At 46.6% G+C, this 16,752-nt stretch carries 11 protein-coding genes and 2 pseudogenes; 11 read left to right on the forward strand and 2 right to left on the reverse strand.

Annotated elements, in window-relative coordinates:
• Window positions 1-117 (forward strand): annotated as a pseudogene (locus tag PX482_RS19170) (Uma2 family endonuclease); the annotation flags it as partial.
• 69 nt (window positions 118-186) lie between these two features.
• On the opposite strand, the gene PX482_RS19175 reads toward PX482_RS19170, so the two are convergent.
• Window positions 187-1,017, reverse strand: a complete 831-nt coding sequence (locus PX482_RS19175; protein WP_288122866.1) for a transposase family protein — start codon at window positions 1,015-1,017, stop codon at window positions 187-189.
• Window positions 1,018-1,189: 172 nt separating this feature from the next.
• On the opposite strand from PX482_RS19175, the gene PX482_RS19180 reads away from it, so the two are divergent.
• The 10 genes from PX482_RS19180 (at window position 1,190) to PX482_RS19225 (ending at window position 16,216) form a co-directional block, all read left to right on the forward strand.
• Entirely contained in the window at window positions 1,190-1,549 is a 360-nt protein-coding gene (locus tag PX482_RS19180) for a ribbon-helix-helix domain-containing protein (protein WP_002757532.1), read from the forward strand.
• A 1,029-nt stretch (window positions 1,550-2,578) separates the two neighbouring features.
• Window positions 2,579-2,800: an alpha-amylase family glycosyl hydrolase gene (locus PX482_RS19185; protein WP_002757534.1), complete on the forward strand. Its 222-nt coding sequence runs from the start codon at window positions 2,579-2,581 to the stop codon at window positions 2,798-2,800.
• A gap of 85 nt (window positions 2,801-2,885) precedes the next feature.
• Window positions 2,886-6,095 carry a protein-glutamine glutaminase family protein gene (locus PX482_RS19190; protein ID WP_288026415.1) on the forward strand — a complete coding sequence of 1,070 codons (3,210 nt, stop codon included), beginning with the start codon at window positions 2,886-2,888 and terminating at the stop codon, window positions 6,093-6,095.
• 206 nt (window positions 6,096-6,301) lie between these two features.
• Window positions 6,302-7,114, forward strand: a complete 813-nt coding sequence (locus PX482_RS19195; protein WP_002757538.1) for a C1 family peptidase — start codon at window positions 6,302-6,304, stop codon at window positions 7,112-7,114.
• A gap of 125 nt (window positions 7,115-7,239) precedes the next feature.
• Entirely contained in the window at window positions 7,240-7,722 is a 483-nt protein-coding gene (locus tag PX482_RS19200) for a protease inhibitor I42 family protein (RefSeq protein WP_002757540.1), read from the forward strand.
• A gap of 43 nt (window positions 7,723-7,765) precedes the next feature.
• Window positions 7,766-8,761, forward strand: a complete 996-nt coding sequence (locus PX482_RS19205; protein ID WP_002757542.1) for a DUF2278 family protein — start codon at window positions 7,766-7,768, stop codon at window positions 8,759-8,761.
• Between the two features lie 60 nt (window positions 8,762-8,821).
• Window positions 8,822-9,934 carry a cyanophycinase gene (locus tag PX482_RS19210; RefSeq protein ID WP_002757543.1) on the forward strand — a complete coding sequence of 371 codons (1,113 nt, stop codon included), beginning with the start codon at window positions 8,822-8,824 and terminating at the stop codon, window positions 9,932-9,934.
• Between the two features lie 72 nt (window positions 9,935-10,006).
• Window positions 10,007-10,330, forward strand: a complete 324-nt coding sequence (locus PX482_RS19215; protein ID WP_002757546.1) for a hypothetical protein — start codon at window positions 10,007-10,009, stop codon at window positions 10,328-10,330.
• A gap of 63 nt (window positions 10,331-10,393) precedes the next feature.
• Window positions 10,394-12,628, forward strand: coding sequence for a M6 family metalloprotease domain-containing protein (locus tag PX482_RS19220; RefSeq protein WP_288087166.1), 2,235 nt, complete (start codon window positions 10,394-10,396; stop codon window positions 12,626-12,628).
• A 159-nt stretch (window positions 12,629-12,787) separates the two neighbouring features.
• Window positions 12,788-16,216 carry a P-loop NTPase fold protein gene (locus PX482_RS19225; protein WP_288057442.1) on the forward strand — a complete coding sequence of 1,143 codons (3,429 nt, stop codon included), beginning with the start codon at window positions 12,788-12,790 and terminating at the stop codon, window positions 16,214-16,216.
• Window positions 16,217-16,433: 217 nt separating this feature from the next.
• Here the strand turns inward: PX482_RS19225 and PX482_RS19230 are convergent.
• Window positions 16,434-16,752 (reverse strand): annotated as a pseudogene (locus tag PX482_RS19230) (hypothetical protein); the annotation flags it as partial.

The raw sequence follows: 16,752 nt of genomic DNA on the forward strand, positions 1-16,752 counted from the left end.
GAGCGAGCGATTCAAATTCCTTTTTATGGAATTTATGAAGTTAACAAGGCCCAGATCGAGATGTACCAGTTAGTTAATGGTCGTTACCAAAAAATGACTCCTAATCAGCGCGGTCATTAGACTTGTTGCTCCCATAAGAAAAAGCCGAATGAATTGTTTTGTGAGAAGTTCAGCTGGCTTCTCCTTTTAATTAATGCTTATGCTGCCGCACCCATAAAAATTCCATAATCCACAAGCCGTTAAGATTAATTGATCATCAAAATTAGCTACACGATTCCTATAAATATCGGAAACTGCACGGTATCTTTTCACCCCAGAAAAAGCATTTTCACCCACAACTCTTTCTTTGGCTAGTTCTCGATTTTCTTGTTTTTGTTCTGCTGTTAACTCTCCTCCCTTCGGTTTTTTGTGGGGCAAACGGATATTTACATACTGTTTTTGCACTCCCTGAAATCCTGAATCAACCAAGACTGGGATTTGCTCAGGGATGCCGCCAATTAAGTCTTCTTGATCTTGTATCTTTTTATCATGGGTTTTTCCGCTAGTCGTAGGGGTTAACACCAAAATCCTCTTGTCTTCTGCACTAGCTGCTAGGTTTTTTCGGGTGCATCGCTTTTTCTTTCCTGAGTAGTTCTCTTTCTGTTTTTCCGCGTCTTTGGGACGAGCTATCGGTATGAAGGTCCCCTCGACTATCACTTCTTTCACCTCTGGAAAATGTTGGATAAATTCCTCGATACTCTCGATTTTTCTAAGGGGCAGTACCTTTTTTTCTCCTAAAACCTTTTCTAAAATTGGTTGTAGGCGATGTACCCATCTATTCGCTTGTGAGCGGTCAAAATCGAACAATACTGCCGCCAAGTCAAAGGTTGGATAGCACTTCAAGTAAAACAGGATATAGAATAATTTCTCTCTGATGCTTTGCAATCTAGCTTTCCGGCCAGCTCCGATTTTTCTTTTTCTTGGCTTTTCCCTGTTGTCTGCTTCCGCCAAATACACCTGTTCAAATTTCTCTAACAAGGTCTCAAACGCTCTTCTATTGAGTCCTGTGGTCGCTCTCAAGAGTCTATCTTGATGCAATATTCTGCCAATGTTCAGCATTCAAGGGGATATCCAATCATTGTTTCTTCCCCATTATGCCACTATTACGCAACAAGTCTAATCTAATGTATATAGATAATCGAATTCGGCTATGGTCAGCAAAATCCGCAAGCAAATTTATATCGAAGCCGAACAGGATAATTTACTAAAAGAGAGCGCTCGACGAACGGGACTCAGCGAGGCCGAGATCATCCGACGTGCAATAGATTGGCACATAAGCCCTGTCAACGGTCTCGAAAACCAAAATTTATTATCGCAATTACATAATTTATCGAGACATGAAAAGTTGAAACTGATCAAATTTTTATTGCAGGATTCAGAAACAAATAATGCCGATTCCGATCAGACTTTATTATCTCAATTAGCTGGAACTTGGACAGAGGCGGATGAGATGGATTTTTTACAAAATACAGAAGCCTTTCGAGCAGTTGAGGAAAGTTTGCGGAGCTAAGACCGATTCTACTGGATACCAACGCTTATACCACTTTTAAACGTAATATTTTTGAAACATTTGAGGTTATTAGAAACACGCCTTTAATCGGTTTAAATAGTGTAATTTTAGGAGAATTTATGGTGGTTTTGCGTTGAGTTCTAGAGAAGAATATAACCGAAGGAAACTTAAGCAATTTTTGGAAATATCCAAAATTAACTGTTTTGCGAACGCAAAGCGCTCGCTACGCGAGATCGATTGCGATACCGCCGAATATTACTCTAGAGTTTATTATTACTTGAGGAAAAATGGCAATCCGATTGCGACTAACGATATGTGGATTGCGGCGACCGCTCTACAATATAATCTGGCTTGATTTAGCTATGACAAGCATTTTCGGGCGGTCGATGGGTTGATAACGGGAAATAGCATCGCCGATTTTGCGATTATTCGATCTTAAGAGAATTGCTTCAGATCGGTATCGCTGAAAGTGTAGCTTCAAAAGATACCAGGAAGCCAAAAGAAAGAATCGAACTTACCAAAAACTATTTGAGAGGGAGTCCTTAACTTTTGTTAAAAATAAGTGAGTGGACAGGCTAGGAAAAATTAAGTTTTGAAAATTTAACTGCACTTTACTATACTTTCACTTTACCCTAGAAGAAGAACATCAAAAAGTCAAAAAATATACATGAAGACGGTCAACAAGGAGGGAATAAGCCAACGACCTCATGCCTAGAAAAAAGCTTTTTAAGTAGGAATTAAAAGAGCGGCGGACAGGATGAGTAGTTTGAAAGATTGAGAGGAAAAATCCCATGACGACAACCGTTCAACGCTTAAGCGAACTGAATTTTGCATCCCTATCACCGGCAGGGGGATTGTTCCCGTCGCCGATCACCTGGGAAGACCAAACGTTCTATTTCTTGATGCTCGATCGCTTCTCCGATGGTCGTGAAAACGGGTACAAGGACAACGAGGGGAATTTAGTCCGGAGCGGGACAACCCCACCCTACAGTCCGGCTGGTGCGGAAAATGCCGTGAAAACCGAGGCGGATGCAGCCCGAGCAGCGCGAAGCAGGAGTCAAATATGTGGGAGGGACGCTCAAGGGGTTAGAGAGCAAAATCGGCTATCTGAAACGATTGGGGGTGACGTCGCTCTGGATTAGCCCTATTTTTAAACAGGTTCGGTTTCGGGAAACTTATCACAGCTACGGCACAGGTGTGAGAACCGCTATAGAACAATCAACTACATACGGAGGAACTAAAAATGTCTAATTCTAATGCACTGATAGATAAGATCAGGAAACTGTCTCCATCTAGGGAAATTCTGAGATCCCTTCCATCCCAAGAATCACAGGTTATGACGGTGAACTTTGAAGGCGATCGAGTAGGTCTTTTAGACCTAAGCTATCCCCCTGCGACGGTTTGGGCACGAATGGTTGATTACCTTCAGAGAAATAACAGGCCAGTCTATGTAGAAATCGATTCTGAGACAAATATCATCACAAAATTATCTGTTCCCGAAGCTGCCAAGGTTTGGCGAATAAATGAAAGTGAAGAAGCTGTTTATGTTACCTTCTATACTTCTCAAGCCCGCCACTATCTGCCGCGCAATCATCCGGATTTTCAGAAGATGTTGAATGAACTTCAAGCGGCACTGGCGAACGATGCTGCCATTCTGGTTACATCAACCCAGCAAAACTTTGAAATTATCGATGTCCGACCGCTCCCTCAATCCTTTGGCATTGATCGCCCTACCGAGCCACCGGCTCCATCCGCCCCCGATCCGCCCGTCACATGGGATAGGGCAGTCGAACTGTTTAATCTGATGCAAGCGAAATCCTGTGTGCCCTGCTCCTCTACCGATCCCTGCATTCCTTACAAATTCCCCTATAACGGATGCTGGATCAGGGCGCATCTGATGTGCTATCTGATGATAGCAGAGGGAGAAACCCCCGAAAAAATCTGGATTGATTCTGCGGGTTGCAATTTGCTTGCCCCTAGCTCAAATGTGCCTGAGTGCGAAGTGCATTGGTGTTGGCACGTAGCACCGACGTTGATGGTTCAACAACCCAGCGGGCCGGATCTGAAAATGGTCATCGATCCTTCCCTCTGCGATAAACCAGTTACTCCCGACGAATGGCGATTACGCCAGACTGACACCAGTGCAACACTGACACCTTCTCTATGGGAGCAATACTGGCCCAGCGGAGGGACAGCGACGCAAGCTCAAGCCAACAACGACATGGAGCAGTACAGGATTTTATTAGATGGACTATGCCAGGACTATGGACCTTCACCCTATGCTTGTCCGATTGTCAAGTCCTGCCATTTTATCGTTGATCGCAGCACCTTCGGTGAAGACGAGATTGCAGCAATGCTGAAGCCTGGACAGGCGGCAGTGATTGAAGCAGCTTTTTATGTGATTGTCGATGGCTTCTCTGCCCAAGAGCTTGGCATCACATCTGCAACGCTGTTTGGTGTGCCGAACATCAAGCCTGCACTGACGATCGCCCCAAGCATCGCTCAAATGACAGCCGAGGCGGTTGCGCTTGACGTGGAAGACCCAAGCCATCTCAAACGTCGGCAGAGATTAACCTGGACTTATCAGATTAGCTTCACAGGCACCGACGGATTTGTCAACGACGTGGAGGATGTAACACTTACCGCGTTGATCGCAACTGTGTCGAGTAGCGCGACCATCTACCTGATCAAGCAGCCCAATCCCTACGAAGTCGATGGTCCAGTTTCCTGGTTGAGCGGAGATCTGCGGGTGTTCCAAATTAAGGCAGGCGAGTCGCAGTTTGGCAAGACCATGGGGAACGCGCCCGATCAGGCTCCGGACTTCATCGAGCAAGTGATTGCCAACTTGAACAATGGCACCACTGGTGGACAGACCTTTGACGATATCTCCATCGATCAGCAGACATCCAAACTAGAACTCTCCGAAAAAGTTAAAGTCAACGGGACGCTGACGCCTGTTTTTAACTTTGCGATCGCTCGGGTACACTATCGATCGAAAATCAAAGAGGCGAAAGACGTGCGGGTATTCTTTCGACTTTTCCCAGCCTCGACGACCTCATTGGAATACAACCAGTCAACGACCTACCGTCGCGGCGGAAAAGCCGGCACGATCATCCCGCTCCTTGGAATTCAGGGAGGAATTGCGGGCGGCGAGGTAATCAGTATTCCCTGCTTTGCCGCACCACGAATTGATTCATCGGATCCAACCAAGACCCTGAACGACCAACCTGACCCAGCGAATGTGCAGACGCTTCAACCCGACACAACAGGGGCAGAGAGTTACAACTACTTCGGTTGCTGGTTAGACATCAACCAGTCCTCCCAACCTCAGTTTCCGTTCCAAGCATCACCGATGGATGGACCCTATCCAGCAGCGGATCGTAAAACAATCTATGAACATATCCGCAACAAGCACCAGTGTCTCGTTGCCGAAATTGCCTTTGATCCCGATCCGATTCCACCCAATGCGACTCCAGGATCCTCTGACAAACTCGCCCAGCGGAATCTCATGATCGTTGAATCCCCAAATCCTGGCAACCTCGCATCCCGCCGCATCCCCAATACCTTTGACATCCGACCGACACGGGCAAATCTTGGTCCTGATGAGATCCCGGACGAATTGATGATTGACTGGGGAAACACCCCAGTCGGAAGCCTTGCAACCCTCTATCTGCCAAGTGTCAGCGTCACCCATATCCTGGAAATGGCCGTGCAGATGTACAGATCACACCGATTGATTCGGATCGACGATCATACTCTGCGTTGCCCGACGGATGGCATCACCTATATACCCATTCCACCCGGATCGGACACCAATTTAGCCGGGTTGCTGTCAATCGATTTACCCCCAACAGTAAGGCGAGACGAGGTTTTCACGGTAGTTGTCCGGCAAGTGACGAGTACAGGCAAAGAACTTCCGATTGAGCCACGTCTGCAAGACTCGCCGTCGGAAAACCTGGCGATTGTAGAACATTCAAGGAAATGGCGGCGCATCCTTGGCACATTCCAGCTTACGATTCCGGTTCGGACGAAAGAGGAAATGCTCGGACCGGAAGAACGCATATTATCCAATCTCCGCTGGGTTCAGCAGTCCATCCCCGAAAATAACCGTTGGTTCCCTGTTTTCAACCGTTATGTTGAACAGATTGCTAATCGGGTTGACGCGCTCGGTGGCGATTCTAGCCAGGTTGAAGCATCACCGACTGGAGACTGGCAGAAAGTACGGCTCTGCCGAACATTAGCTATCATCTGTGCCGTCTCACTGACAATTTTCATCGTTGCCCTCGGCATAATGACCAATTGGGTAACTGTCGCAGTGATTGCAGTCTTCCTAGCTGTGATCGCCTTAACCTGGGTCATTCAGTGTCAGCCCAATATTTGCAGCAAGCTGCGGGTTATTGTGGCGGGTGCAGGCATTGGTGCCTTGATACTGGCAATCTTGGTACTACTTGGAGCATCGTCACCGCAACTTGTACCAGTTCTCTGTGGCGCTGTTGCTCTAACAGCTATCGCAAGTTTGATCGGACGTTCTCGAAAATGTTTCTGAGCTTATTGAGGAAGGCGATCGCTTTTTGAAAAGGCAATACGCGATCGCTAAAATCCAACAGGAGGTGAAATTCCCTTGAGCTACTCAACTTGACAACAATGCGATCGCAGTTTTTGAAACAGGAAAGAAGCGATCGTACTTCTGAGATGTCCATGCCACAAAGTAGAAAGTTCACATCTTTTTTAGATTAAACAGGAGTTGAAAAAATGACACGCACAAACAAACGTTATGGATGGGTTCCTGACTTACCAGATCATCGAGATCTGCTTTACGCTGCACCCGTTACGGCACTGAGAGCTTTACCAGCCAAGGTCGATCTCCGCCCTAATTGTCCCCACATCTACGATCAAGAACAGTTGGGCAGTTGTACCGCCAATGCCATTGCTAGTGCCCTTGAGTTCGATCAAATGAAGCAGAAATTGACGGATATTTTTACCCCTTCCCGCTTGTTTATTTACTACAACGAACGGGTCATGGAAGGGACTGTGAACGAAGATAGCGGCGCCATGATTCGTGATGGCATTAAAAGCGTTGGCAAGCAAGGCGCTTGTCCAGAGGAAAAAACCAAACAGCATCCGGGACCTGAGGGCATCTGGCCCTACGATCCTGATTATCAGGTCAGGTTTATTAAAAAACCTACCCCAAAATGTTATGAAGTCGCGGCCAAACACCAAGCAATTCTTTACAGCCGGCTAGTGCGAAACCTCAATCAGATGAAGGGATGTTTAGCATCCGGCTATCCCTTCGTCTTTGGGTTCAGTGTTTACGAGAGCTTTGAAAGTCAAGAGGTGAAACAAACAGGTCGCGTCCCCATGCCGTCTCCCAATGAACAATTATTGGGGGGTCATGCCGTGTTAGCCGTCGGTTATGATGATAGCCAACGGCGGTTTATCGTCCGCAACTCCTGGGGGAAAGACTGGGGAATGCAAGGCTACTTTACCATCCCCTATGCTTATCTGTTGGACGATAACCTAGCTGACGATTTCTGGACGATTCGTCAAGTGGAAAATGAACCGTAGGCTATCTCAAAACTCTATCTTGAGGAGATAGGGAAATCTGATTAAATGCGACTGTTTTCGGAGGAGCAGGGGTGATAAAGCTTATCTAACCTGTTTCCCAACCTCATTTCTAACTCAAAACTTCCATGTTTCAACGCGAATCTACTTTCAAGGATTTGAGCAATTTAAACCTCACTGCTGTACGCTGGATAGCTTTGACCCTGGGGATGATCTTAATCTGTCTCGTAGCTAACCCGGCCCATGCAGCCTGTAATAGTGACAATTCATTAGGAAGGAATTCTGGTATGTCGGAAATTGTAATTTTAGACAGCGATCAGGGGAAAACATTCGAGGTGCAGGCGGGCGATTTAATTGCCATCCGTCTCCCAGAAAACCCCACTACCGGCTATCATTGGGAAATCAGCGGAGTTGACAATCAGCTTGTCGAGTTCCCCGGTTCAGATTACTCGGTAGCACCCGGATCTGGTACAGGCGGTGGGGGTACGCGGACCTTCCATTTTAGGGCGAAGTCCACTGGAACGGCTCAGATTCAACTCAGGCGGCGGCGTTCATGGGAACCTGAGACTAGAGGAATTGAGCAGTTCACAGTCAATATTCAGGTTCAGTGATTGAGTCCTAGTGCTGATTATCTCAAAAGGAGGTATTGAAAAAATGTCTCTAGCAACCTATGGAGTATTAAAATGTCGGGCTTTGGAACGCAAAATCGATCCCCAGACCGATTCTTCGCCCCATTATCAGGTTTTGGTAAGCGATGGGCAGAAAAAACACCGCATCGCCATCAACGTCAAATCCCAAGAAAGCCCTTCGGATTTGCTGTATCTAGTCAATGATGCCTTTCAACACCCAATCTTAAATCAGTTAGCGAACTTCAGTTTAGGATTCCACAAACTGGAAAGCCAACCCGGAGGTGTGGCTCTGGATTTTATTCGCGGGAATTTGTTCCGTCCCGAAGACATGAAGCCACTGCCCCCGGACGTTCCCGGACCTGGCAATGACTTGAAAGAGTTGATTGACTTGTACCTTCAGCGGGCTATTCAAGCTGAAGATGCGATTTTGTACGCCTTCGGAGCCTCTTGGGGGCCGGAACCGACAAACCCCGACCAATACTTTGATTTTGTCCCCGGCAGCGGTATTCACGACCTCCACATGAATCAGGGCAGTGTGGGCAGATTCCAAAAGGATAACGGCGTTTATCAGGATGGCGCACTGCTGATTCATTTCCCCTCGCGCAACCAATGGATCGGCATCTTTCTTGCGTTCCAGTCCCAATCTTTCCATACCGATGATCGCACGGGCGATGCGATTACAGAGGTTCCAGTTGAGGCAGCCGTGAGGATTCTAGCGGCACTGGTGAATCCCCTGGGAGCAGATCCAGGCAAGGAGTCGGTGACACTGATCAATGTTTCGCCAGATGCTGTCGATCTCAAAGGCTGGGCATTGGCAGACAAGCAGAAACGCAAGTCTCGCTTACAAGACATCCGCCTCAAAGCAGGGGGCATCGTGACGGTACCACTGAGCGGGGCGGACGCACAACTGTCCAACGAGGGAGGCATCATCACGCTGCTAAATGCTCGGAGCATCAAAGTTCATGGGGTTTCCTATACCAAGGAACAAGCTCAGAAGCAGGGATGGACGCTCCTGTTCTAAACCTGACTTTTGGCTTTAAGAAAGTCCCTAAACCTAGATTGAGGAGGAGGTCAACTTTCCATGAAGATACCTGTACTAGAGCTTTTCCCCGCCAAATCAAAATTGATGTCCTTGGCTGTTGTTTTCTGTTGCCTGCTGCTGCTTTTCCCGGCCCCCGCCCGGGCTGAAGTCTGGCATCAATCAAATGGCAATAGTCAAGATGTGAATCCGCCATTGGTCGGTCCGGTTTACGACCTGGGTGGCGGCGGGACGGATGTTGATCGAGCCATCCAATGGGCGATCGACCAGGTTCGAGGCTGTCAGGACTGCTCAAAAACTGTCGATCTAGTCGTGCTTCGCTTTCTGACGGACGAAGATCAGGAAGCCTGGGATCGGTCAAAAAAACAACCTGACATTAAAAACGATTACCTCAAATATCATTCCCTCTTGCTCGACCCCCAACAGCGGCTGCAAGGATTAGACTCCATCGAAACTTATGTCTTTACCAATCCCGCCCGCCAAGAAGCTGAACAGCCCCAGATCGCTCAGGCGATCGAGAAGGCCGAAGTCGTCTTTCTCGCTGGGGGCGATCAATGCAAATATGCCCGCAACTTTAAAGGAACGGCGATTGAAGCTGCCATTGAGTCAGTTCAGGCCAGAGGCGGTGCGATCGGGGGAACTAGCGCGGGGGCGATGATTCAGGGGGAGTGGATTTTCAATGCTTGCTCGGATGCCGTTATCTCTGATGATGCCCTGGCCGATCCTTATGAAGATATCCTCTTTACTGACAACTTATTCCAATGGCGGGCGCTCAAGGGAACCATTGTCGATACCCACTTCTACCAGGATGATCGCATGGGTCGAGCGATGGCCTTTGTGGCTCGCTTGCTCAGAGATGGTATCACCCCTCGCGCCCTAGCCATCGGCATCGATGAAGGAACGTCCTTGGTAATTAATCAACAAGGGATGGCTCAGGTCATGGCCAACGAGCGGGACGGTTCAGCTTATTTAATTCTCGGCGACCACCAACCGGAAGTCTGCGAGCGAAATAAGCCTCTTAGTTTCTCAAATTACCGCGTTTGGCGAGTCAGAAATGGTCAAACCTTTGACCTGAAAAACATTCCCGCAACCGATTATTACCAAGTCAGCGTCAAGCGGGGACGCATATCTTCTAGCAATCCCTATCGTGGCTGAATTGAGCGACGGGAGCGAAACTCCCTTTCAGGTTCAGAAGATATCCGCGCTCATTCAAATCAGGAGTCAACCATGAGTGCCATCTTTGGAGAAACCTTAACCTTCCCCCAGGAAAACGGTCCTGAAGTCGAGCTAGTGGTCTTCGGTGACGAGTTCTATTCCCGTCGCGAAACCAAGGACGGTTATACCGTCATCTACGACGACAAACTGGGGCAATATGGCTACGCCATCTTGTGCGAGGGTGAATTTGCTTCCAGTGGCATTCCCATCCTGGAAGCGCCCCCACCTGAACTACAGCCGCACCTCGAGGAAGCTGAACCCATCCGGCGGGAGAAATTTGCCCGGCGTTACACCCAACTGAGACCGTCTCATACCGACTTGCCTTCTCAATCGTGATTCTCATGGCGTTTTGGATTTTGGATTTTCGAGAAAATTTAAACTCAACACAAGGAGTAAATTATGAGTGCCATATTTGGAGAAACCCTAATCTTCCAACAAGACAATGGACCCGACGTGGAACTGGTCGTCTTCGGGGATGAATTCTATGCCCGTTATGAAACCAAGGATGGTTACACCGCCGTTTACGATCCAGAGCGCGGACTCTACTGCTATGCCGTCTTACTGAGTGGGCGATTTGCCTCCAGCGGCGTTCCCATCTCCAAGCGCCCGCCCTCAGACATCCGGCGGGGACTGAAAGAAGCGGAAACTATTCGCAACGACAAGTTTGAAGGGCGCTATGCCGACCTGCGACCGCCACAACCCGGTGCGGCTGCTAACGTGGCCAGGACTCTCGGACCTAACAATGGGCTGCTGGAAGGGCGGCGCGTCAGTGAGGGACACATTCGCGGCTTAACGGTGCTGGTTGAATTTGCCGACCTCACCAGTGCAGTTACCGCCGCCGACGTGGAGGCGATGTTAAACGCCCCCAACTATCGAGAAAATGGCAACTTCTGCTCGGTGCGCGAATACTACCACCTGATGTCCAACGGCAAATTGGACTACTCGAATGTGGTGGTGGGGCCGATTAAACTGAGCCAGAACCAACGCTACTACGTCCAGAACCTCCTCTGTCGGGAAGCCCTCGATAAAGTGGTCAACCAACTGGGTATCGATCTGTCTCAATTTGACTCTCGCGGTGAAGGCATCGTCGATGCACTGAGCTTCATGTATGCCGGGCGCACCGTTTATGAAGGCAACCTCTGGCCCCATAACTCAGAACTGAACCTGACCTACAACGGCATCAAAGTTCGCTACTACACGATCCAGAGCTTAGGCCGCCAGCGAGTTGACCTGAGCATCGGCACCTTTTGCCATGAAAGTGGCCACCTCCTCTGCCGCTTCCCAGACTTATACGACTACGGCTCTCGGGATGGCGATTTTGAGAAGAGTGCTGGCATGGGGTATTACTGCCTGATGTCCGCTGGCAACCACCTCAACAACGGCCGCACCCCCGCTTCCATCTGCGGCTACTTGCGAGATCTGGTCGGGTGGTGTGATCGCCAAGTCCGCTTGAACTCTCCCGGTGTCTATGAGTCCAAACAGGGGGACTACGGCACCCTGATGAAATATGAAACCCATCGGGCTAATGAATACTTCATCATCGAAAACCGCACTCAACGCGGCCTAGATGCCTACCTCCCCGATAGCGGACTGGCGGTCTATCACTGCGATACTCTGGGGTCGAACGAGTGGCAGGGGGGAACCCGCGAGCGCCACTACCAATGTGGCTTGCTTCAAGCAGACGGGCATCTGGATCTCGAAAGCAATCGCAACCAAGGAGATAGCACCGATCTGTTTAAACGAGTGGATGGCGTGGCCTTGTCTTACGCCACAACCCCTTCGACCCGGGGCTGGGATAGCTCTGATTCAGGGCTGGCTCTTGCCGATATCTCAGAACCCGGTGAGGTGATTCGCCTCAAGGTGGGTTCGCTAGTCCCCTCCAACGTGGTGACGGGAAAGGTCACTGCTGACCTGCTCATTCCCGATAACAAGCGCGAAGGAATTAGCAGTGCGATCGCCATCAGCCAAGCTGGTAAAGTCAAAAGCCTGTCTGTCGGCGTAGACATCACCCACACCTACATTGGCGACCTGCAAGTGGAGTTGCAGTCCCCGTCTGGCAAGAAAGTCCTGCTCCACGACCGCGCCGGTGGCTCTCGTCGAGATTTACAACAGACCTACAGTTCAAGCTCCACGACTGCATTGTCGGCTTTGAACGGCGAATTGATTGCGGGATATTGGCTCTTGAACGTGCGAGATTTGGCCTCCCGTGACATCGGCCGGCTCAATCGCTGGAACATCGAAATTGAGTACGAGTCAGCGGGGCAAGTTGCCCGAGGTGAAGTGAGTCCGAACCTGTCAATTCCGGACAATACTCCCACAGGAATCAGCAGCGCCATCGCAATTGCCCAGTCAGGAACCCTCAAGGATATCTCTGTAGGGGTAGTCATCCCCCACACTTACATTGGCGACTTACTGGTGGAAATTGTGGCTCCCTCTGGTCAGAGTGTCACCCTACATAATATGTCAGGGGGCAGTAAAGACGATCTGAGGATGACCTACGACCGGACATCTACTCCTGCCCTAGAAGCCTTGGTCGGGCAACAGATTCAAGGCAACTGGTCCTTACGGGTCAAAGACCTGCAGCGGCTGGATACGGGCAAGCTGGAGAAATGGTCGCTGCAATTGATGTATTGAGGATCTAACCTTGAAGCCGTGCGCTCGCTTCTTCGGAGGGCAAGATGCGAGCGCAAATCTGAAACCCGATATGGAGACGATCGCTCCTTTATCTAAATCAGTTACAAGCGAATAAAATTTTCAGTTTCAAGTTATTTAACTTATAAATTGGCTTAGATCATGAAAAGAAAAGCATTAGTTATTGGAGTCAATCAATACAAAGGAAGTATTTTTTGCCCACAACATTCTCTCAAAGATGCTGAGGATATCGCTCAGTTACTGCGAACATTTGGTCGATTTGACGAAGTCCAAGTGTTGCTCAATCAATTTAAAGAACAAGATAAAGATCATAAAAACCCTTATGAGCCTGATAAATTAAAAATTTTGATAGAGCAACTCTTTAATCCTCAAGATGGAGATACGGAAACGGCACTATTTTACTTCTCTGGTAATGGTGCTGGAATCTATGGAGCAGAAGAAAAAGAAACTCAAAAAGGTGACCTGTTACTGACTGATTTCCCTGATCCTTTAACCGAATCTCAGTCTGAACCTACACCTAAACCTAAATCAAGAAGTATTTCGCTGAAATGTTTACACGATCAACTTGAAAAAAGTCCTGTTAAACAACAAATTGTTTGGCTAGACAGTGATTTCAGTAATTTATTTATTGATTTGTTTTCCCAAGCAAGTAGTGAAGTAAAATATGATCGTTGCTTTATTGCTGCTAATTATAGTTATGCTGGAGAAACCTCTACTCATGGCGTTCTTACGGATGCTTTATTACAGGGCTTGAATTCAGTTAAGCAAATCAAGAATTCAATCACTAACCACGATTTAGTAGATGATCTACTAAAGACATTCAATTGGCCAAAAGATCTTATAAAAAATATTGGATATCCAATTCCAATAATAGAGAGTAATCTTCGTGGTCAAAAGCTATTGAATGATTCGGAAGAAGGAGACGATCTCCTTAGTATTAAAAATGAGACTAATGCCTTAGCTGATATGTTGCTTCTGCGGGATTTGAAGCCACCATTAGCAGTAGGAATTTTGGGAGGATGGGGAAGCGGAAAGTCTTTCATTATGAATCTGATGCAGCAGAGAATGAATGAAATTCGTAGCTTATCCCTAACGGAAGAACAGGCATGGAGTACGGAAGAGAAAAAAGCTTTTCCCTATGTTGGGCATATCTATCAAATCAAATTTGATGCCTGGACTTTTGCTAAGTATAACCTTTGGGCTAGTCTGATGCAAACCATCTTTCTGGAATTAGATCGCCAGATATCGCTTGAACAGAAACTTGCCAGAGTCCTCGCTGAAGACTCTGACAATGAGCCATCACGTGCCAAAGCTCTCCGCGAAACAGGATTCTATTGGTCATTTCTTTATGAAACCAATGAAGAAGATCGTGCCTATTTCTTAGATCGGGTGCTACCCCAACAAAAACTTGCCCTACTGAAAGATCCCCCATTATCAACAGCAGACAGCATTCTATGGAAAGAACTCTTATGGGAGCAATACGGCAAAGTTGAAAAACAATTTCAAGAAAGAAAGGAAAGTCAACAAGCCAAACTTAGTTTAATTGAGCAACAAAAATCCGAAAATCAAAAACAGATAGATAAGATAAAAGACAAAATTGTTCAAATTGAAACAGACTATGAAGGAAGAGAAAAATACCTAAAAAGTAATGTTCAACAAGCGATTCACTCAAGTTTAGATATTGCGAAAACCATTTTAATTAACCGATTAGGAAAAGCAGGAGAAACAGTTTTTGAAATAATCTCCAGTCAAATAAAGGAGGAACTTGAAAAACAAAATATAGATACTAAACAATTTGATGACGTATTAACAAAAGTTAGCCAGATTCTCGAATCAGGAAAAATTCAACAAGATGTCGATGGTAAAACTAGAACAATTAATCTAACTCATAAAGCCTTTACACAATGGTTTTTAAAAAATTCTGGGTTAATCACTGGTTTTGTTATGTTAGGGTTAGCTAGTGTAGCAATACCGATTATTGTAGATAAAATTCCCCAAGTAAATATCGGGGCACAAATTGCCAGTTTAATCATTCCACTTGTTCCTGCGATTGGTGTTGCACAAAAACTGCTTATATCTGGTCAAAAATGGTACATAAAAGTCGAATCTGTCTTAACAGACTACAAAGAACAACTCCAAGAATATAAAACCAAACAACCTGAAAAATTATTACAAGAGAGAACAGAAAATGATCCAGTTTTGAAAAGTTTGTCTCAGCAAACTCAACAATTCATTCGAGTTAAAAATAATCTAGAAATTTATCAGATACAACTTGAACAAGAAACCTTAGAAATAGAACAAGCGATCGCAGAAACTGAAGCAAAATTACCTCAAGAGCAATATGGTAAATTAAGCAGTTTTGTTCGTTCTCGCATAGAAGACAATAGCTACGAAAAACATTTGGGGTTAATGCACCAAATTAAAGAAGATATTTGGAAACTCAGTATAAGTCTATTACCCCCGAAAAGTGAAGCCGAATTTAAAACCAAATTAGAAAACCTCAAAAAAGTCTTTCCTAGGGGTTCAGCCCGCGTCTTTATCTACATTGATGATCTTGACCGCTGCCCCCCTCATCGTGTTGTCGAAGTTCTAGAAGCTGTCCAGCTTTTGGTTAAAACACCTCTCTTCATTGCTGTTCTTGCCATTGATGAGCGTTACATCACCCGTGCTTTAGAAAAGTATTATAAAGACGTACTGATTCCCAGAGGCAGTCCCTCTGGTATAGATTATCTGGAAAAAATTATTCAGATTCCTTACCGGGTACGTTCTATCGCTCACTCAGCATTATTCAATTACTTGGACAAGCAAATGGAAGTGGAGCGTAAACGTGAAGAAAACAAAGCTACCAGTAAAGAGACATCCACTAATAGCTCTCAAGGGACTGAAATAGGTGTTACTAAGACAACAAATAATGACAAATCAGTCTCTACTCAACCGGATCAAATAGCAAAGCTGACCCTGGACACACTCAAGTTTACTGAGACAGAATTTGATGAATTGCTAAAATGCTGTCAACAAATTGAACTCTCGCCCAGAAAAATTAAGCGATTAGTGAACATTTACAAGATATTCAGAATCAGTGAGTTTCACGCCAGCAAAATGGGAAAAAAAAGTGATGAACAAGCAAGAGTTATTTTGTCTGTTCTTGCCCTGTCAGCACGTTATCCTGATTTAATACGGGAAGTGTTTGAAAAATTAGACCTCGAGTTTGAGAAGTTCGAGACATTAAAGCAAGGTCTCAAGAGATTCAAAGAATTGGAGGAGAAAAATCAAACAGTTCAAGCAGAAGAAATAAAGAGCAAGGAGAAAGAGTTAAAGGACAATGAGAAAAAACTAAAAGAAATGAAAATACTTGATTTTTTTTCAGATCTTTCCCTGGAACCTGGTGATGCTTATTTGCAACGAGAATACAATAGACTTAACCTTGATGCGACAGCCTTACTGGAGGACGTAACGCTAACTCAATTTGATTTAGAAACCTTTAATTTGGTTCGTTCATTCCGCTTTTTTGGTGATATTGGCTACAGTCCGGAGGATTCCCAAAGAACAGTTCGTTCTCATCAAGGGTAGATATCAGGCGTTCACTTGACACCGATCTGAAAACATAAATTTCGCCGTCGGCACGGCGGGTCGAGGCTTAACCATATACCACTTCTCGCTTTCAGGGCTTTTTCTTAATTCTAACCTCCCTATAGTGATAAAAGAGCGTTATCGCTTTAAACAGCAGATCGTGGTGAACAGTTATCTCACCCTCTATCCAGCGATTCGAGTCCATCGAGGACGGCAATTAATCGGTCACTAACCCGTAATACCTCTCTAGCATCGTCAGCATTTCCTCCTCTAACTCGCTCAAGTAAGGTCGCTGTAGTTTCCCCAAGATTCCTAAGAAGGCGACGGCGGTATCTTCTAGATCGTCCCGTTCCCTCAGTCTCGATAGTCGATCTCGCGTAGCGAGCGCTTTGCGTTCGCATAATCGCCGCACCGTCTGACAGTCCCCTTCGGTGTAGCCCAACTCCTTGAGGTACTCGATTTTAACCAGATCGATCGCCCCATCGTGAAGTCGCAGATCGCAGGAGCGCGGGTGAACGGCAGTAACGATCGCCCAA

The organism is Microcystis sp. M53602_WE12 (assembly GCF_030065455.1).
In the GTDB taxonomy this organism is placed as follows: Bacteria; Cyanobacteriota; Cyanobacteriia; order Cyanobacteriales; family Microcystaceae; genus Microcystis; species Microcystis aeruginosa.